This is a genomic window from Streptomyces sp. NPDC127092 (assembly GCF_042722475.1).
Lineage (GTDB): Bacteria > Actinomycetota > Actinomycetes > Streptomycetales > Streptomycetaceae > Streptomyces.
This window is the reverse complement of sequence record NZ_JBHXFE010000010.1, coordinates 119,167-138,731: the sequence shown is the minus strand read 5'-3', so window position 1 is coordinate 138,731 and position 19,565 is coordinate 119,167. Positions and strand designations below refer to the sequence as shown.

Annotated in this window: 11 protein-coding genes; 8 read left to right on the top strand and 3 right to left on the bottom strand. The window is 74.7% G+C overall.

All coding sequences use genetic code 11. The annotated features are described in order from the left end of the window. Positions 1-160: 160 nt before the first annotated feature. The 7 genes from ACFWJO_RS11340 (at position 161) to ACFWJO_RS11310 (ending at position 8,230) form a co-directional block, all read left to right on the top strand. Complete coding sequence (locus ACFWJO_RS11340) at positions 161-385, top strand: hypothetical protein (protein ID WP_386864456.1); 225 nt, start codon at positions 161-163, stop codon at positions 383-385. Then, positions 382-1,671 carry a hypothetical protein gene (locus tag ACFWJO_RS11335; protein ID WP_386864455.1) on the top strand — a complete coding sequence of 430 codons (1,290 nt, stop codon included), beginning with the start codon at positions 382-384 and terminating at the stop codon, positions 1,669-1,671. Before ACFWJO_RS11340 ends, ACFWJO_RS11335 begins: the two co-directional genes overlap by 4 nt. Before the next feature lie 187 nt (positions 1,672-1,858). Then, entirely contained in the window at positions 1,859-2,443 is a 585-nt protein-coding gene (locus tag ACFWJO_RS11330; RefSeq protein WP_386864520.1) for a TetR family transcriptional regulator, read from the top strand. Positions 2,444-2,668: 225 nt separating this feature from the next. Further along, on the top strand, positions 2,669-4,882 hold the full coding sequence (locus tag ACFWJO_RS11325) for a molybdopterin oxidoreductase family protein (protein ID WP_386864454.1): 2,214 nt from the start codon (positions 2,669-2,671) through the stop codon (positions 4,880-4,882). A gap of 133 nt (positions 4,883-5,015) precedes the next feature. Beyond that, entirely contained in the window at positions 5,016-6,503 is a 1,488-nt protein-coding gene (locus tag ACFWJO_RS11320) for a CitMHS family transporter (RefSeq protein WP_386864453.1), read from the top strand. Positions 6,504-6,693: 190 nt separating this feature from the next. Then, positions 6,694-7,359 (top strand): hypothetical protein, encoded by a 666-nt coding sequence (locus ACFWJO_RS11315; protein WP_386864452.1) that lies wholly within the window; start codon positions 6,694-6,696, stop codon positions 7,357-7,359. Between the two features lie 151 nt (positions 7,360-7,510). Then, positions 7,511-8,230: a class F sortase gene (locus ACFWJO_RS11310; protein WP_386864451.1), complete on the top strand. Its 720-nt coding sequence runs from the start codon at positions 7,511-7,513 to the stop codon at positions 8,228-8,230. 426 nt (positions 8,231-8,656) lie between these two features. Here ACFWJO_RS11310 and ACFWJO_RS11305 read toward each other — a convergent pair whose 3' ends face one another. Genes ACFWJO_RS11305 through ACFWJO_RS11295 form a run of 3 tightly spaced genes read right to left on the bottom strand, consistent with a single transcriptional unit; the run spans position 8,657 to position 17,548 of the window. Continuing rightward, positions 8,657-12,001, bottom strand: a complete 3,345-nt coding sequence (locus ACFWJO_RS11305; protein ID WP_386864450.1) for an ATP-binding protein — start codon at positions 11,999-12,001, stop codon at positions 8,657-8,659. Between the two features lie 55 nt (positions 12,002-12,056). Beyond that, positions 12,057-14,924 carry a hypothetical protein gene (locus tag ACFWJO_RS11300; protein WP_386864449.1) on the bottom strand — a complete coding sequence of 956 codons (2,868 nt, stop codon included), beginning with the start codon at positions 14,922-14,924 and terminating at the stop codon, positions 12,057-12,059. Continuing rightward, a complete protein-coding gene (locus ACFWJO_RS11295; protein WP_386864448.1) occupies positions 14,924-17,548 on the bottom strand; it encodes a S8 family serine peptidase in 2,625 nt (874 codons plus the stop codon). The genes ACFWJO_RS11300 and ACFWJO_RS11295 overlap by 1 nt, the downstream gene beginning before the upstream one ends. A gap of 608 nt (positions 17,549-18,156) precedes the next feature. Here ACFWJO_RS11295 and ACFWJO_RS11290 point away from each other — a divergent pair. Further along, positions 18,157-19,548, top strand: coding sequence for an aldehyde dehydrogenase family protein (locus ACFWJO_RS11290; RefSeq protein ID WP_386864447.1), 1,392 nt, complete (start codon positions 18,157-18,159; stop codon positions 19,546-19,548). Positions 19,549-19,565 lie beyond the last annotated feature (17 nt).

The following is a 19,565-nucleotide window of genomic DNA, read 5'->3' as shown; positions in this document are numbered from 1 at the left end:
CCGGAGTTCTGGGTCTTTTGCTGTCCCCTTTTTGGGTTCCCCTTTCCTCCCTGCTGTTGGTGTTTGTTGGGGACCCCCCCCCCCCCCCCCAACCCCAGCACCGGCACCGACACCGGCGCCCCCGGGCCGTATCCTCACCGTCACCATCACCGGCAACTCCGTGCAACCACCCCCTTCGCGCGTCGAGTTGAAGAAGGGCGAGCGCCTCACCCTCCAGGTGACGGCCGACCGCGCGGACACCCTGCACGTCCACGGCTACGACCGTGAGCTCCCGCTCACCGCAGGCCGTACGGCCACCCTCACGCTCACGGCCGACCGCACCGGTCTCTTCGAGGTGGAGACCCACGAGTCCGGACTCGTGCTCACCCAACTCGTCGTCCGATGACGGCACTCGCCGCGCCCGCGCCGCTGTCGCTCGCCCATGGCGTGGGCGCCCAGCACGACCTGCCCCTCTCGCCCTTCTACGCCTACGCCGGAGCGTTCGCCGCGCTGTTCGTCTCCTTCCTCTCCCTCGGCCTGCTCTGGTCCTCCTCCCGCTTCCGCGGCGACCTGGCCGGCCGCCCCCTGCCCGCTGTCGTCCAGCGCCTCGCCGACGCCCCCGCCACCCGCACCGCCCTGCGGCTGCTCGGCGTCGCCGCCGCGCTCGTACTCGTCCTTCACCTCCTCCTCGGCCCCGACGACCCCGACCGCAACCCGGCACCCGGCGCCGTCTACGTCCTGCTCTGGGTCGGCCTCGTCCCCGCCTCCCTTCTCCTCGGCCCCGTCTGGCGCCTGGTCAACCCGCTCCGCGCCCTGCACGCCCTGCTCCCCGCCCGGCGGCCGCCCCGGCCGCTGCCTGCCCGGCTCGGCATCCGGCCCGCGGCCGCCGGGCTGCTGCTCTTCACCTGGCTGGAGCTGGTCGCGCCCGACAACACATCGACCTCCGTCCTCCTCGCGGCACTCGGCGCCCACACCGCCGTCCACCTGCTCGGGGCCGCCCGCCACGGATCCGCGTGGTTCGCCCACGCCGATCCCTTCGAGGTCTACTCCTCCCTCCTCGCCCGGCTCTCCCCGCTCGGCCGGCGCGCCGACGGCCGACTCGTCCTCCGCTCACCCTTCAACGGCCTCGACGCCACACCGCCCGTGCCCGGCCTCGTCGCCACCGTCTGCGTCCTCCTCGGCTCCACCGCCTACGACGGCTTCTCCGACAACCCCCGATGGATCACCCTCCTCCAGACCTCACCCCTCGGCCGCACACCCACCGCGACCCTCGGGCTGCTCGGTGCCGTCGCCCTCGTCGCCGCGCTCTACGGGCTCTGCGCCGGAGGTCTCCGGCTCGTCGACCGCGAACTCACCACCCCACTCACCTCCTTCTCCCACTCGCTGCTGCCCATCGCCCTCGGCTATCTCGTCGCCCACTACTTCACACTCTTCGTCACCGAAGGACCACGTACAGTCATCATGGCAGCCGGCACTGACAACGCCTCCGCGCCCGCCCCACCGCTGGGTCCCGGCGGCCTCGCCGCCCTCCAGATCGCCGCGATCGTCGCCGGTCACGTCCTCGGCGTCATCGCCGCCCACGACCGCTCGGTCCGCCTCTTCCCGCCCGCACGAGCCGTCGCGGGCCAACTCCCGCTGTTCGCCCTGATGATCGCGTACACCCTCGGCGGAATCGGCCTGCTGATCGCCTGACCACGGCAGGAGCGGCATGATGGTCCCCGTGCCCCAGCCCACCCCGAAGCCTGCTCCCACCCCGAAGCCCGTTCCCTCCTCGAAGCCTGAGCCCACCGAGCAGCCCTCGCCCACCGAGCAGCCCTCGCCCGCCGCGGGTCCGGCGGCGCCCGCCACAGGTCCGGCGCCCGCGCTCCGCCGTGCCCCCGTGCAGCAGCGCAGCGCCGAACGCCTCGCCCGCATCCTCGACGCCTGCGCCGAGCTCCTCGACGAGACCGGCTACGAGCAGCTGAGCACCCGGGCCGTCGCCGTGCGGGCCGGTGTTCCCATCGGCTCCGTCTACCGCTTCTTCGGCAACAAGCGGGCCATGGCCGCCGCCCTCGCCCACCGCAACCTCGACAGCTACGCCGCCCGCATCACCGCCGGGCTCGCCGCGCTGCCGGCCGTCGACGCCATCGCCGTCATCGACACCGTCCTCGACGCGTACATCGCGATGAAGCGGACCGTGCCCGGCTTCGGCCTCGTCGACTTCGGCATTCCGGCAGCGGCGCCCGGGGAGCCGGCCGGGGACGAGGACCCCAACCTCCGCGTTGCCGACCGGCTCTGCGGACTTCTCGCCGCGCCGCTCGGCCGCCCGGTCGACGAGACCCTGCTGCGCAAGGTCCTCGTCTGCGTAGAGGCCACCGATGCCCTGCTCCGGCTCGCCTTTCGCGTCGACCCGGCCGGTGACCCGGCCCTCGTGGCCGAGACCCGTGAACTGCTCCACGCGTACCTCGGTCCATCACTGGCCTGACAGCCCTCGCAGCCGTCGCACGGCCCTAACCCAACACCCGCCCGACCGCCCTCCCGCGGCCCCACCCGAAACGCGCCCGACCGCCCCTCGCGCGCACGGCCCCAACCCCCCCGTTTCCCCTCCCGCCAGTAGCCGGCTGCGGGGTCTGTCGAACCTCCCTACTGGTCGGTATGCTCGCGCTTGCCCGCGCGCCACCGTCGTTGCCGCCGCCCCAGGGAGACCACCATGTCCACCGCCCTGCGCATCTGCCCCCTGTGCGAAGCGACCTGCGGGCTGACCCTCACCCTCGACGGCGACCGGGTCACCGCCGCGCGCGGCGACCAGGACGACGTCTTCAGTCAGGGCTTCATCTGCCCGAAGGGCGCCTCTTTCCCCGCGATCGACGCCGATCCCGACCGGCTCACCCGGCCGCTCGTTCGCGAGCACGGGACCCTGCGCGAGGCCGACTGGGCCGAGGCCTTCGACGTCATCGCCGCCCGGATCCGGCCGCTGGTCGAGGAGCACGGGCCGCACGCCGTCGGCATCGTCCTCGGCAACCCCAACGCCCACACCGTCGCCGGCGCCCTCTACCCGCCGCTCCTCGTCGGCGCCCTGCGCAGCCGCAGCCTCTTCACCGCCTCGACGCTGGACCAGATGCCCAAGCACGTCTCCAGCGGACTGCTCTTCGGCGACGCCTTCGCCATCCCGGTACCCGATCTCGACCGCACCGACCACCTGCTGATGCTCGGCGCCAACCCGCTGGATTCCAACGGAAGTCTGTGTACCGCACCCGACTTCCCCGGCCGGCTCAAGGCGCTGCGCCGTCGCGGCGGCACCCTCACCGTCGTCGACCCGCGGCGCACCCGTACCGCCCGTCTCGCCGACCGGCACCTCGCCATCCGCCCCGGCACCGACGCGCTCTTCCTCGCCGCACTCGTCCACACCCTCTTCGCCGAGGGACTCACGGACCTGGGCGCGCTCGCGGCGCACGTCGAAGGCGTCGACGACGTTCGGGAAGCCGTACGGGAGTTCAGCCCCGAGGCGGTGGCCGCCACCTGCGACCTCGACGCCGACGTCATCCGTACCACCGCCCGCGAACTCGCCGCCGCGCCCACCGCCGCCGTGTACGGACGGATGGGCTCGTCCACGGTCGCGTACGGCACGCTCGGGAACTGGCTGGTGGACGTCCTCAACGTCCTCACCGGCAACCTCGACCGGCCCGGCGGCGCCCTCTTCCCGCTGTCCGCGACCGCTCCCGCGCCCCGGCCCGCCGGTCCCGGCAAGGGCTTCGCGCTCGGCCGGTGGACCAGCCGCGTCTCCGGCCACCCCGAGGCCAAGGGCGAACTGCCGCTGGCGGCCCTCGCCGAGGAGATCGACACACCAGGGGAAGGGCGGATCCGAGCGGTGATCACCGTCGCCGCCAACCCCGTCCTGTCCGCGCCCGACGGCCGGCGCCTCGACGCCGCCCTGGACTCCCTCGACTTCATGGTCGCCGTCGACCCGTACCTCAACGAGACGACCCGGCACGCCGACGTCGTCCTGCCCCCGCCGCCGCCCTCGCAGAGCGCGCACTTCGACTTCGCCTTCAACCAGTTCGCCGTACGCAACCAGGTCAGGTACACGCCGGCCGCCGTACCGCTCGCCGCCGGCCGCATGGACGAGTGCGAGATCCACGCCCGGCTGATCCTCGCCGTGTCGGGAATGCACGGCGCTCCGCCGTCCGCCGTGGACGACCTCGCGATCGACGGCATGCTCGCCAAGGCCGTCGCGCAGGAGCACTCGCCCGTGTACGGCGAGGACCCGAAGGACGTGGCCACGCGCCTCACCGGAGCCACCGGGCCCGAACGGCGCCTGGACCTGATGCTGCGCCTCGGCCCGTACGGACGCTCCCACGGCCTCACGCTCGACGCGCTGCGCGCCGCGCCCCACGGCATCGACCTCGGGCCACTCCAGCCGCGGCTGCCCGGCCTGCTCAAGACCCGCAGCGGGCGCATCGAGCTGCTGCCCGCGCCGATCGCCCGCGATCTGCCGCGGCTGCGTGCCGCCCTCGACGCCTCACCGGACCCCGACACCCTCCGGCTCGTCGGACGGCGCCACCTGCGCTCCAACAACAGCTGGCTGCACAACATTCCGTCCCTGACCGGCGGTTCGAACCGCTGCACCCTCCAGGTCCACCCCGAGGACGCCGCCAGGCTCGGCCTCACGGCCGGCGCCCCGGCCCTCGTCAAGGGAGAGGGCGGCGAACTGGAGGCCGAGGTGGAGATCACCGACGCCGTGCGCCCCGGTGTCGTGAGCCTGCCGCACGGCTGGGGCCACGACCGTCCCGGCACCCGGCTCGGCGTCGCCGCGGGCACCCCCGGAGTCAACGTCAACCAGCTGCTCGACGGCTCGCTGCTCGACCCCCTGTCGGGCACCGCCGTCCTCAACGGCTTCCCCGTCCAGGTCGGCCCCGCCTCGTAGCCCATGCTGTGACCTGGGGTTTTGCTCGTATTGCTCACGCGTGAACGTCTTGTTAACGCGTGACGACGGCACCTACCGTCATCCGCACCGCCGCTCTGGCGGGAGTTCAAGGGTGAACGTGAGGTGTCCTCCCATGCTGACCATCCTCGGCTTCGCCATGATCGCGACCTTCCTGGTCCTGATCATGATGAAGAAGATGTCGCCGATCGCGGCGCTCGTGCTCATTCCGGCGTTGTTCTGCGTCGCCGTCGGCCAAGGTGCCCAGCTGGGCGACTACGTCATCGAGGGCGTCGGCAAGCTGGCGCCCACGGCTGCGATGCTGATGTTCGCGATCGTCTACTTCGGCGTGATGATCGACGTCGGTCTCTTCGACCCGATCGTCCGGGCCATCCTGCGGTTCTGCAAGGCCGACCCGATGCGTGTGGTGGTCGGTACGGCGGTGCTGGCCGCGATCGTCTCGCTGGACGGCGACGGCTCGACGACCTTCATGATCACGGTCTCGGCGATGTATCCGCTCTACAAGAGGCTCGGCATGAGCCTGGTCGTCATGACCGGTGTCGCCGCCACCGCCAACGGCGTCATGAACACCCTTCCGTGGGGCGGCCCGACGGCCCGCGCGGCCACCGCGCTCAAGCTGGACGCGGGCGACATCTTCGTCCCGATGATCCCGGCGCTCGGCGTCGGCCTGCTCTTCGTCTTCGCCCTCGCCTACGTCCTGGGCCGGCGCGAGCGCAAGCGCATCGGCTACCTCAGCCTGGACGACGTCCTCGCGCCGCGTACCGAGACCGTCCTGGTCACGGCCGGCGGCGGCGACGCCGAAGGCGGCGAGGGTACGGGCACTCGTACGGGTACGGCCACCGGTACGGGTACGGGCACTGGTGCGGGGACGGGCACTGGTACCGGCAAGGGCGCCGCGACCGGGACGGGCGCATCCGCGGGCTCCGCAGGCGCAGCCGCAGACGCGGACGCCGACGGCGGCTTCCAGGGGCTCGACCCGCGCCGCGAGACGCTGCGCCCCCGGCTGTACTGGTTCAACGCCGGCCTCACCGTCGCCCTGCTCACCGCGATGATCATGGAGCTGCTGCCCATCCCGGTGCTGTTCCTGCTCGGCGCCGCGCTCGCGCTCACCGTCAACTTCCCGAAGCCGGCCGACCAGAAGGCCCGGCTCGCCGCCCACGCCGACAACGTCCTCAACGTCGCCGGCATGGTCTTCGCCGCCGCCGTCTTCACCGGGGTCCTCACCGGTACGGGCATGGTCAAGCACATGGCCGACTGGCTGGTCGGCGCCATTCCCGAGGGCATGGGGCCGCACATGGCCCTGGTCACGGGTGTGCTGAGCCTGCCGCTGACCTACTTCATGTCGAACGACGGCTTCTACTTCGGTGTCCTGCCGGTGCTCGCCGAGGCGGGCGCGGCGCACGGCGTGTCGCCGCTGGAGATCGCCCGGGCCTCCCTGGTCGGCCAGGCGCTGCACATGTCGAGCCCGCTGGTCCCGGCCGTGTACGTGCTCGTCGGCATGGCGAAGGTGGAGTTCGGCGACCACACGAGGTTCACGGTGAAGTGGGCCGCGCTGACCTCGCTGGTGGTGCTCGCCGCGGGGATCCTGTTCGGGATCATCTAGGCCCTTCAGGACCGGGCTCTCCTGAGGCCCGGGGGGCGCCGGACAGGGCTGGACGGGGGGCGCCGAGGGCCGGACGGGTGGAAGTCGGAGGGCGGCACGGCACGGTGTCGCCCTCCGTGGCCATGTGGTGACCAATAGTCAGATTATCGGCCCGAGAGATCCGATATCTGACCGACTGGAGGAATCCCGCATGACCGTTCCGGTGCTCCGTCCCCTGCTCACCACCGCAGCCACCGCGCTCGTGATCAGCTCCGCCGCCCTCGCGGGCGCGCCCTCGGCGCTCGCCGCGCCCGGCGACAACGGCGACATCAAGATCCATGAGAAGGGCACGATCGAGCCCGACCCGAGCAACGACCCGAAGGTCTGCGAGTTCCACATCGCCGCCTTCAACTTCGACGGCCTCCAGGACGTCGACTGGCAGATCTTCAACCAGCCAGGGCCCAACCTTGCCGTGAAGGAGGGCAGCATCATCCTCGACCAGAACGGCGACGGCTACACCGCCGACATGACGCTCCCCGACGGCATGTACAAGGTCGAGTGGACGTTCCAGGGCCAGCAGGGCGCCAAGAAGAGCAAGGTGTTCAAGGTCGAGTGCGTCACCCCGCCCACCAAGCCGCCGACCCACCCGCCCACCACCGGCGGCAACGGCGACGGCGGCCACCACGGCAAGCCGCCGCACCACAAGCCCCCGCACGGGCCCGTCGGTGCCGGCGGAGGCGGAGCGGCCGACCCGACCTCTCCCGCCGCTGACAGCTCCGCCTTCGGCGTCGGATCGGCCATCGCCGCGGGTCTCGCGGGCACCGCAGGCCTGATCCTCATCCGCCGTTCGCGCCGCCGCAACGATGGCGCCGCGTAGGTCCGACATCCCGCGCGCGGCGGCACCCGCCGGCCCGGCCCCGTCCCCGTACGGGCGGAACCCGCGCCGGTCCCACCCGCGCGGGTCCGCCCGGCGCGGGCGCACCACCCGGCGCCAGCGCCGGCTCCTCCGGCTCGCCAGAACCATCGCCGTGACCGTCACCCTGGTCGTCGGCGGCGTCTGGTGGGCCCAGGGCGAGGAGCCGGCCGGCCCGGCACTCGCCGCCGGACCCGCAGCGCACGGTGTGGCTGCGGACGGCGGCGCCGGCGGTGACGGAACCGGCGGCAACGGAAAGGGGGCGTCCGGGCACCCGGGCGCCGCTCCCGGCGCCGCCCCGGCCGCCGCCGGGCCGGGGACCCGTGGCGCGACCGCCGCGCCGAAGCCCCAGCGGCCGCCCGAGCCTCTGAGCCGTTCCCGGCCCACCACCCTCGCCGTCCCCGCGATCACCATCGAGGCACCCGTCATCGGACTCGGCCTCGACAGCACCGGAAGCCTCGCCACCCCGCCCGTCGACAACCCGCGGATCGTCGGCTGGTACGCCAGTGGCGTCGCTCCCGGGGAACGGGGCACCGCCGTCGTCGTCGGCCACCGCGACACCCGCACCGGACCGGCGATCTTCATCAACCTCAACTCGCTCAACCCCGGCAACACGATCCGGATCGCCCGCGCCGACGGACGCGTCGCCGTCTTCACGGTCGACCGGGTCCGTACGTACGCCAAGTCGGCCTTCCCCAGCGAAGAGGTGTACGGGGCCACCCAGCGGCCCGAACTCCGCGTCCTCACCTGCGGCGGAACCTTCGACCGCAAGGAGGGCTACGCCTCCAACATCGTGGTCTTCGCCCACCTCACGGGCGTCGAGCGGGAGATCTGACCCGTGCGCCCCGCAGCCGACGCGGGCGCACGACACCCGGCACCACGCCAACCGGGACAGGCCCCGGCGGGTCGGCGACCGGGACGGGGCCCACGGCGTCTGGTGTCGGCGCCGCCCGGAACGGCCCGGCGCGGGACGGGACGGCCCGGCGTGGCGGCCCGGCCCCGCCCGCCCCAGCTCGGCCCGGCCCGGCCCCGCCCGGCCCAGCTCGGCCCGGCCCGGCGCGGAACCGCACCGCACCGCGCCGCACCCCACCGCACCGCACCGCGCCGCGCCCCGGAGCGCTCCACGCGATGCTCGCCCCGGCCCCCGCGATGCTCGCCCCGGCCCCTGCCGGGCCCGGCAGACCCACGCGCCGAACGCCGCCCCCTGAACCGGCCTGACCGACGAGGCGCCCGCCAGGGTCCGGCCGCCGGCCCGGCCTGATCAGGCGGACTGACTCCAGCCCTGGCGGGCCCGCGCGATCCTGCGCGTGCCCGCCGGATACGGCAGCTCGGCCGCGAGTTCCGCCGCGTGGACGAACTCCTCCTCGGCCTGCGGAGTCCGGCCCAGCGCGGCCAGGGCCGCCGCGTGCACCGTCCTCGCCTCCGTCTCGGCCAGCCGCTCCCCGGCGCGCAGCGCCCGCGCCACCTCGGTTGCCGCGACGTCCGCCGCCTCAGCCGGGCGGTCACAGCCCAGCAGTGCCCACGCCGTCAGATGCGCGGTGCCCGTCTCCCGGTGCCCGGCGAGCAGCGTGAGCGCCTCCTCAGGGCGGCCTTCCCGTACGGCCAGTTCGGCGCGTACCGACCGCACCTCGTACTGCGCCTGATGGTCGCCCTGGGCAAGGGCGGAACGTTCCGCCGGATCCAGAAGGGCCGCCGCGCCCGGCTCCGCCGTCCGTATCCGCACGCGGGCCAGGGCCACCAGCGCGTACGGGCGGCTCCAGGCGGCCTCGGACTCCGCGTCCCGCACCGCCGTCGCCGCCAGCTCGCGCGCCTCGGCCGGCTCCTCGACCAGCAGGTGCAGTTCCGCCAGATTGGCCCGCTCGAAGACCGTCGCGGTCGGATCGCCCGAGCGCTCCGCCAGGGCGAGCGCCCGCCGGCCCGTCGCGATCGCCTCCCGCAGCCGCCCCGCCCGCCGCGCCGTCTCCCGCAGCACTGACAGGACCGAGGCCAGCAACTGGGGATCCCCGTACGCCTCCGCGTGCGGCAGCGCCCCCTCCGCCACCGGACCCGCCTCCCCGAACCGGCCCGCGAGCCCCAGCGAGGTCGCCCGTGCCGCGAGCGCCCGGGCGAGCAGCCCGCGCTGCTCCGGGCCGGTCACCGCCTGCGCCGCCTCCTCCGCGGCGCGCGCCGCCGCCACTCCCTCCTCGTAGCGGCCGGCCACGAAGCACAGCACCCCGCGCGCCAGATGGTGCGCGCTCGCCACCGCCGGTGGCGTGCCCGGGCCCGGCACGGCCGCGTCGAGCAGCCGGAAACCCTCGTCCGTGCCCCGCGTCTTCGGCATCAGCTCCGCGAGCCGCGCCGCCGCGAGCACCCGGCCGTCCGCGTCCCCGCGCCGGTCGAGGTCGTCGAGCGCCTCGCGCAGCAGCGCCGCCGCCTCCTCGAACCGGCCCATCCGGCGCAGCACCGCGCTGCGGTCGATCCGGGCCCGGGCGGACTCGGCGGCCAGCGCGTCGAGCCGGTCGGTCAGTTCGGTGTAGTAACGGTCGGCCGTGTCGTTGGCGTAGAGCGCGGCGGCGCGCTCGGCGGCCTGGCGCAGATAGCCCGTGGCGCGCGGGTCGTCCGCCCGCGCCAGGTGCGTGGCGAGGGTGTCCACGGCATCGGGGCGACGCCGCAGCACCGACTCCGCGTACGCCGAGTGCAGCAGCCGCCTTCGGGCCGCCGAAAGGCCGTCGTAGCAGGTCAGCCGCACCAGCGGATGGCGGAAGGCGAGCCCGGCTGCCGGCCTGCCGCCCACGACCACCTGCCGCTCCTGCACCACCGACGCGGCCACCGCGGCCTCCACCGCCTCGGTGGCCTCGGCCGCCGAGAGGCGCGGGTGCCCGCCCCGGCAGGCCACGTCCAGGACCTCGGCGAGTGCCGCGTCCTGACCGGCCACCGCCACCACGTCCACCACCCTGCGGGCCGCGGGACCGAGGCGCCCGAGCCGCTCCGCGACCAGCTGCCGCACGCCCTCCGGGGCGCCGGACCCGCCCGTGCCCTCGCGCAGGGCGCGGGCCAGTTCGAGGGCGAACAGCGGGTTGCCCAGGGAGAGTTCCCACACCCGTTCCGGGGCGGGGCCGTCGCCGGTGTCACCGACCGCGTCCGCCGCCACGGCCAGACAGGCGGTACGGGACAGCCGCGGCAGCTCCACCGACACGGCGAGGGACCGCCGGCGCAGCGCGTCCAGGGCCTGGCGACGCGGATCGGTCCCGGAAAGTTCCTCGTCACGCAGAGTGGCGAGAAATCGCCAACCGCTTCCGTTCTCGCCGGCCAGGCGCGCAAGATGACTGAGGAGCTGGAAGGAGCCCGCGTCCGCCGCGTGGAGATCGTCCAGCACCACCACCACGGGCCGCTCCGCCGCCAGTTCGCCGAGCAGCCCCGCCGTCGCCCGGAACAGCCGGTCCCGCTCCTCCTCGGGACTGCGCCCCGCCTCCGGGCGCACCCGGCCCAAGGACGGCAGCAGCGAGGCCAGTTCGGGATACTCCGCCCCCGTACGGGCCCGCTCCGCGGCCGGCCGGTCCGCCAGCCAGCCGTCCAGGGCCTCGGCGAAGGGGCCGTACGGAGTGTGCCCCTCCGCGTCGTGGCCGGCGCCCCACAGCACGGCCGCACCGCCCCCGGCAGCCAGCCGGGCGGCCTCCCCGACGAGCCGGGTCTTGCCGAGCCCCGCCTCGCCGGTCACCAGAAGGGCGGGCGGCGCGTCCTCGGAAAGCAGCCGGGCCAGCACCTCGTCGCGACCGCGCAGCGGCGAGCCCGGCGGACGGCGGAGCGCGGCGGGCGGCGCCGGGCTGGCCGCGCGCGGGACCGGCCGGGGCGCGGCCAGGGCGAGGGCCTCCTGGTGCAGCGCCTCCGTCTCCGGCCCCGGACGCACCCCCAGCTCCGCGTCCAGGGCCTCCCGGCACAGGTGGTACTGGCGCACGGCCCGCCGCCGCAGCCCCTGGCGGAGATACGCCTCGATGAGAATCCGATGCGCGCCCTCCTCCGCCGGGGCCGCCGCCAGGACCCGCTCGGCGGCCGGCACCGCCTCCTCCGGTGCGCCCGCGGCCAGATGGGCGGCGGCGAGTGCGAGCAGGGTGCGCTCGCGCAGGGCGGCCAGGTGCTCCCGGCGTGCCTCGGCCCAGGGGGCGTAGCGGTCCTCCGGCAGCAGTTCGCCGGTGAAGGCGTCCAGCGCGGCGGCGAGACCGGCCCGCCCGCCGTGCGCCAGGGCCGCCTCGGCGGCGGCCTCGGCCTCGTCGGCGTCGATCCGTACGGTGCGCGGATCGAGGCGGAGGAGGGCGCCGTCGCCGGTCAGGTAGGAGGAGGCGGCACGCGGGGCGAGCTCCGGCTCGATCGCCCGGCGGGCGGCGTGCAGCGCCACCCGCAGGCTGCCCAGCGCGGCCTGCGGGTCGGCGTCGGGCCAGCAGACCTCCATGGCCTGCTCGCGGTGGAGGCGGTGCCCGGGGGAGACCGCGAGCAGTTTCACGAGCGTGCGGGCGCTCGGCCGGGGCCACCGCTCGGCGAGCGGCGCGTCGCCGTCCCGCTCGACCCGGAACCCGCCGAAGAGGTGCAGCCGCAGCAACGGCACCGCACCCGCTGATATGTCAGTGCTCATGAGGGCGCCCACTCTAACGGGCGCCCTCAGGAAGGAATTTCGCTATGACAAGGTGTTAGGAAAGGGACAGAACCCCCGTGATCATTCCGTGGAGCGAGGAGTCCGACAGCACCTGCCGCCCGCCGGACAGCTCGATCGTCCGGTCGAAGCCGGTGTCGTCCTTGCCGAGGCCGATCACCTCGTCCACCCCGTCACCGGTCAGGTCCGCGACGACGATGTTCTGCGTCGCGTAACCGGCCAGCTTGGTCAGGTGCTCGGGGTAGTGGCGACCGGCGGTCAGGACGGCCGGGTCCCAGACGTAGGCCGCGCCCTCGGTGCCGCCGACGACCAGACGGCGGCCGCCGGGGCCGGTGGCGAACTCGGCCCGGTGCAGGGTCGGCAGCGTGTACACCTCGTACTCGCCGCCGTCCTTGTGGAAGGTGCGCAGGCTGGCCGTGCCGGCGAGGAGCAGACCCTCGTCGCCGGTGAACCAGTTGCCGACCGTCCACGCGCCGCCGCCCGTGGCGGTGCGGACGACCTTGCCGGAGCGGATGTCACGGAACTCGAAGTACGTGGTCCACCAGCCGCCTTCGCGGACGATCCAGGAGTGGACGACGGCGTGGCCGTCGGCGTACGGGACGGCGGGGGAGGCGTACACGCCGTGGTAGAGCTGTGCGGCGTAGATCCGGGTGTCCGGGTCGCCGGTCCAGGTCGGGTCGGCCTCCCAGGCGAGGGCGCCGGTGGCCGCGTCGAGGGCCATGCCGCCGACCGTGGCCGAGCCGTCGAGGACGCCGCGGGTCTGGTAGGAGCCGAGGACCCTGCCGTCGGCCACGGCCAGGTCGGAGAAGACCAGGCCCGTGCCCGGGGCGTACTCCCACAGCTTCCGGCCGGAGCCGCTGTAGGCGCGGACCGCGTCCGTCGGGACGAGGAGCTCGTCGGCGCCGTCGCCGTCCAGGTCCGCCACGGTCACCGAGCGGACGAACCCGCCCTGTCCGTCGACGCGTTCACGGACCCGCCCGGTGCGGGCGTCGACCACCACGGCGGCGTGGTCGGCGGCGACCACGAGGTCGTCGTCCTGCCCGTCTCCGTCGGTGTCGCCGATCCGGAGGTCGCCCTGCACCGAGCCCGGCAGGGTGGTCTGCCACAGCAGCTTCGGCCTGCCGGCGGCGAGCGACGGGCCGTCGTACGCCCACAGGCCCTGGGACTGGCCGCCGACGACGACGTCCTTGCGGCCGTCGCCGTTGACGTCGGCGGCGAGTCCGCTGTGCAGGTTGCCCTGGAGCGGGTGGACGGAGGCCTGACGGCCGCTGCCCAGCCGGTACGAGCGGACGTTCTGCTCGTTGTCGACGGTCCGCACCCGCCACTCGTCGTCCTCCCGGTACGGCTGGGCGTAGATCGGGGAGGCGTCGGGGCCCTTGTGCTGCCAGCGGACCGCGCCGTCCCGGCCGGCGAGGGCGAGCAGGGTGCCGTAGCGGCCGGCGCCCGAGTTGGCCGCGGTGTCCTTGTCGGCGGTGGTGAAGTACGAGGCGAGGACCCGGCCGTCGACGATCCTCAGGCCGAGGGCCGAGTCGCCGTCCTTGCCGTTGGACTCGTCACGCTTGACCGTGTGCGCCCACAGCTCGCGGGCGTCGGCGCCGTCGAGGGCCCGGACGGTGGCCGTGTTGACGTAGAGGTACGGGTCGAGGGTGGACTCGCTGACCACGTACTCCGGCCCCGCCTCGTCGCGCAGTTCGCCGACGCGCAGGCCGACGGCCAGGGCGTTGACGCGGGTGTCGAGGGTGGTGCGGGTGCCGTCGGCGGGGTCGTAGGCGGCGATCTCGTAGCGGATGCCGTCCCGGTAGTCGGCCTGCTCCAGGGCGACGAGCCGGCCGCGGGCGGTGTCGAGGGCGAGCTGCCGGCCGTAGAGGTCGCCGTCGGTGCGCCACTTCACCGCGCCGTCCGCCGTGTCCAGGACCAGGGTGTGCGCGGTCGCCGGTGCGGTGGCGGTCTTCTTCACGTACCAGGAGACGGCGAGCAGCCCGTCGCCGAGCGGCAGCGTGGAGCCCCAGCGGCCGTCGCGGGCGCCGGTTCCGTAGGTCCAGGCGGTGGTGGCGGTCAGCTTCCCGTCCGCTGCGGGGGTGAACCGGAGGGCCTGGAGGCTCGCGGTCGCGTCCTTGGCGGCGTTGGGGTTGGTGGACGGCTGGTCGCCGATGACGAGGGTGTCGCCGACGAGCGTGACCTGCTGGGCGTCCGCGTACAGCCTCGACCACAGGGTGCGGCCGGTGGCGCCGTCGAGGACGGTGACGAAGGTGCCGGTGGTGAGCGGGGAGCCGGGAGAGGTGAAGGGGCGGTAGGGGCTGTTGCCGACGTCGGCGGTGAAGACGACGTCGGCGACGCCGTCACCGGTCAGGTCGCCCTGCGCCCAGCCGCGGTCGGAGGCATCCAGGAAGGGGCTGTTGGCGTGGTAGCCGATGGTGATCCGGGCCGGGCCGGGTTCCGTCTGCCACGGGCGGATCGGGGTGACCTGCCAGTCCGCGTACAGGGAGGCGTTGTCCCGCTTCCACGCGGTGCGGCCGTCGGCGGTGAGGCGGGTGACCGTGCCCAAGCTGTGCACGGCGAGGAAGTCGCCGCGGCCGCCGCCGAGCTGGGCGGTGTCGGCCTGGCCCTGGTACGTCTCCAGGGCGGAGGCGCGGTTCAGCGCGAGCCCGCCGCCGGCGGTCGTCTCCTCCGCCGACCGGAGCTGCTGCGGGGCGCGGCCGTCGTCCTGCGGGGTGACGTCGAGCGGCGCGGCCGGTTCGGCGCGCTGCTCCAGGGCGTCGGCCTGGGCGTCGGTGAGGATCCGGCCGAGCGGTGCGTCGTCGGCGTGGGCGGTGCCGGCGGGCATCGCGGTGAGCGCGGTGAGGCCGAGGCCGGCCGCGACGAGTACGGAGGCGAGGCGGACGCCCCGCCGGGATCGGTCGGTCATCACGCCGCCTTCAGGGAGATACGGATCGCGGAACGGTCGGTGAGCACGGGCTGGTCGGCCGCGTACTGCAGGGCGTCGGTGCCGGCCTGGTTCTCGATGCCGACGGTGGCCCGGGCGCCGGACTCGTACGAGCCGCTGCCGATGGACTGGTACTGCAGGACGACGGCGCCGGTCGCCTCCTCGAAGACGGCCTCGAAGGTGACGCGCTGGGAGGTGTCGGCGGCGAAGGCCGCGTTCTCCCAGACGATCGCGAAGCGGCGCTGCCCGGGCGTGCCCGTGGTGCCGGTCTTCACCGCCGACCTGGCGTCCAGGGTGAGGTCGTCCCAGAAGGCGGCGAGGATGCCGTTGGGCTGGTTGGCGTTCGGCAGCGTGGTGTTGGCGTAGTCGCCGAGGCGCGGGGAGAGCAGGTTCACCAGGCCGTTGGTGGTGACGTGCGCCTGCGTGTAGCCGACGCCGTAGAAGCGGACGGGGAAGGGCAGGGCGACGGTGGTGGCGTTCTCGTCGCCGGAGAGCGCGACCCGGGTGGTGGCGCCGACCCAGGAGTAGGCGGCGGGCAGGCAGCTGTTGCCGGAGTCGTCGGTACGGGCGGGCAGCGCTGCCGTCACGTCCTCGGTGCCGTCCACGGTGAGCGGGGCCCGGTAGGTGCCGTTGCACAGGAAGGGCGCGGCGGGCGCGGCGGTGAGGGTGAAGGAGCCCTCGGCGACGGCGGGGAAGCGGAAGGCGCCGGAGGCGTCGGTGACGACCGGGGCCAGCGGGGCGTCGGTGAAGCGGACGGTGGCGCCCTTGAGCGGCTTGCCGGTGACGTCGAGGACGGTGCCGGAGACCGCGTGCGCGGGGACGGTGTCGAGCGCGAGGTCCCGGGTCGCGGCCTGGCCGGTGGTGACGGTGAGACCGTCCTGGACGAGGTCGCGGTAGCCGTAACCGGCCGCCGTGAGCGTGTACGTGCCCGCGGTGAGCGTCAGCCGGTAGCTGCCGGCGGCGTCCGTGGTGACCGAGCGGCGGCCGTCGCCGGAGGCCGAGCCGGCGGTCACGGTGATCCCGGGGAGCGGGGTGCCGGTGGCGCGGTCGGTGACGGTGCCGGTGAGCGTGGCCGCGGTGTGCGGGGCGCGGTCGACGGCGCCGAGGACGTCCAGCCTGCCCTCGCCCCATACGTTGTTGGCGTCGGCGGTGCCGCCGCAGTGGGTGTCGTCGACGTCCCGGGCGGAGTCGTCCAGGACGGCGCGGGTGGCGTCGATGTCGCCGATGAGGGAGGGCGCGGCGGACCAGAGCAGGGCGACGGCGCCGGCGACGTGCGGGGTCGCCATGGACGTGCCGGAGAGGGACCGGTAGAGGCCGCCCGGCCAGGAGGAGCGGACGTCGACGCCCGGGGCGGAGATGTCGGGCTTCGTCGAGCCGTCGACGCGGGACGGGCCGAAGCCGGAGAAGCTCGCGATCCTCCCGGTGGCGTCGTAGGCGCCGACGCCGTACGCCGGGGCCTGGGCGCCCGGGGCCTCGCTGGTGGAGCAGGTCGTGCCGTCACCGGAGTTGCCGGCGGCGAAGGCCTCGAAGATGCCGGCGGCGTTCCAGGCCTCGATGATGTCCTGGTAGAAGGTGGTGTTCCCGCCGCCCCACGAGTTGTTGACGATGTCGGGTGCGAGGTCCGGCCGCGGGTTCTGCCCCGTGCGGTCGGTGGGCGCGAGGATCCACTGGCCCGACTTCAGGAGCGAGGAGTCGGAGCAGCTGCGGGCCTCGCAGCCCTTGGCGGCGATCCAGGTGGTGCCGGGCGCGACGCCGATGCCGCCGGCGCCGGCGATCGTGCCCATGGTGTGGGTGCCGTGGCCGTTGTTGTCGCACGGGACGCCGCCGGTGCACTGACCCGTGGGGTCGTACCAGTTGTAGTCGTGACTGAAGGTGCCGTCGCCGAGGCTGCCCCGGTAGTTGGCCTTGAGCGCGGGGTGGTCGTACTGCACGCCGGAGTCGATGTTCGCGACCACGATGCCTTCGCCGCGGTCGTCGTACTGGCTCCAGACCTGGTCGGCCTTGATGTCCTTGACGCCCCATTCGGGGGTGACGGCGCCGTCGGCGGTCGTGGCGGTCGCCGCGGCGGTGACCGGTCCCTGGGCGGCGGTGTCGAGGGCGTAGTGCCGCTCCTGGCGGAGGGCGGCCACGTCGGGGCGGGCGGCCAGCTTCTCGACGAGCGCCTTGCCGCCGGTGACCTTGACCGCGTTGGCGATCCAGTACGACTCGTAGCCGACCTTGGCGTCGTCGAGGAACCGGGTGAGCGCCCGCTGGCTGCGGCCGGCCTCCGCGCGCAGGGCGTCGAACGTGGCCCGGGCCTTGCGGGCGTGGCCGCGCTGCCCGTGGGCCCGGGAGAGGTCGGCCTGGCCGGCGAGCACGACGAAGAAGGTGGCCTCACGGCCGGCCGCCACGGTCGCCGTGACGCCCGGGTCGACCTCGGCCGCGGTGGTACGGGCCGGGGGCGCGTCGGGTGCGGGGGCGGCGGCCGCGGACGGGGCGGCGAGCAGGGCGGCGGCGGTGGCGGCCGTCGCGGCCCAGACGGTGGCGCCCCGTCTGAGGGAGCTTCGGGGAGGCGTGCCGACGGGCGGCCTGAGGGATGACCCCAGGGGTGAGCGGGGCAGGTGCATGGGGTGGCTCCTCCAACGCTGGTTCGGGGGGAAGCCGGCGCCCCGCCGACCGGGCGGGACGGGCTCGGCCCGGACGCTAGGGCGGTGCCGTTACTGGGGAATTACTGGCTCCGCGCGGCCGCGCCGCGCGCCCGGCGGGGAGGCGGCGCCGGCCGGCCGCGGTGCGCGGCGGCGAGGGCCGTCCGCACGGGCTGTCCGCGCGGGCCGTGGACAGGGCGGGCCGCGGAGCGCGACGATCGGTCGGTGGCCGTGACCTGGTCGGTGACCCGGCGCCGCGCGTGGTCCGGCGAGGCGGCGCGGGGCAGTCGCCGCGTGACCCTCTGGCGCCAGAAAACTAACAGCGCTAGTTTGGGGTACCGGCGAGTAGCCGGGCGGCCCCCACGGCCGCCCGGCCCGGCGCCGGACCGGTGGGATTCACCGCCTGGCACGCATGGCGCCGGACCGGTGGACTTCACCGGCCCGGCACCGCGCCGGCCGGTGACAGGCACACCCACCGCCCGGCACCGCGCCGGACGGTGACAGGCAACACCCACCGCCCGGCCGGTTTCCGGCCGGTGCACCGCCGGCAGCGCACGTACCCGTGCCCGACACGCGAGGAGAGACAGCGGATGAAGGCCCACGACGCGATGTACATCGGCGGGGAGTGGCGCCCCGCCGCCTCCACGGAGACCATCCCGGTGGTCGACCCGGCCACCGAGCAGGTCGTCGCCCGGGTTCCGGCCGGCACCGCCGAGGACGTCGACGCCGCCGTGCGCGCCGCCCGCGCCGCCTTCCCCGGCTGGGCCGCCACGCCGCCCGTCGAGCGGGCCGCCCGGCTCGCCGCCCTGCGCGACGCGCTCGCCGCCCGCGCCGAGGAGATCGCCGCCACCGTGACCACCGAGCTCGGCGCCCCGCCGCAGCTCGCGGCCGCCGTGCACACCGGGCTGCCGATCGCCGTGGCCGGCTCGTACGCCGAACTCGCCGCCACCCACTCCTTCGAGGAGAAGGTCGGCAACTCCACCGTCTACTCCGAGCCGGTCGGCGTGGTCGCCGCGATCACGCCCTGGAACTACCCGCTCCACCAGATCGTCGCCAAGGTCGCCCCGGCCCTCGCCGCCGGCTGCACGATCGTCCTCAAGCCCGCCGAGGACACCCCGCTCACCGCCCAGCTGTTCGCCGAGGCCGTCCACGAGGCCGGTGTCCCGGCCGGCGTCTTCAACCTGGTCACCGGACTCGGCACGGTCGCCGGACAGGCCCTCGCCGAGCACCCCGGCGTCGACCTGGTCTCCTTCACCGGCTCCACCGCCGTCGGCAAGAAGATCGGCGCGCTCGCCGGGGGCGCCGTCAAGCGCGTCGCCCTCGAACTCGGCGGGAAGTCCGCCAACGTCATCCTCCCGAGCGCCGACCTCGGCAAGGCCGTCGCCGTCGGCGTCGCCAACGTCATGTCCAACTCCGGCCAGACGTGCAGCGCCTGGACGCGGATGCTGGTGCACGCCGACCAGTACGAGGAGGCGGTCGAGCTGGCCGCCGCGGCCGTCGCCAAGTACGTCCCGGGCGAGCGCGTCGGCCCGCTCGTCAACGCCCGCCAGCGCGACCGGGTGCGTGGCTACATCGAGAAGGGCATCGCGGAAGGCGCCCGGCTCGTCGCCGGCGGCGCCGACGCCCCGCGCGAGACCGGCTACTACGTCTCGCCGACCGTCTTCGCCGACGTCACCCCGGACATGACCATCGCCCAGGAGGAGATCTTCGGCCCCGTCGTCTCGATCATCCGCTACGAGGACGAGGCCGACGCCCTGGCCATCGCGAACGGCACCGTGTACGGGCTCGCCGGCGCCGTCTGGGGCGACCCCGAGGAGGCCGTCGCCTTCGCCCGCCGCATGGAGACCGGCCAGGTCGACATCAACGGCGGCCGTTTCAACCCGCTGGCCCCGTTCGGCGGCTGGAAGCAGTCCGGCGTCGGCCGCGAACTCGGCGCCCACGGCCTGGCCGAGTACCTCCAGACCAAGTCCCTGCAGTTCTGAGCGCCGGAGTTTCCCGC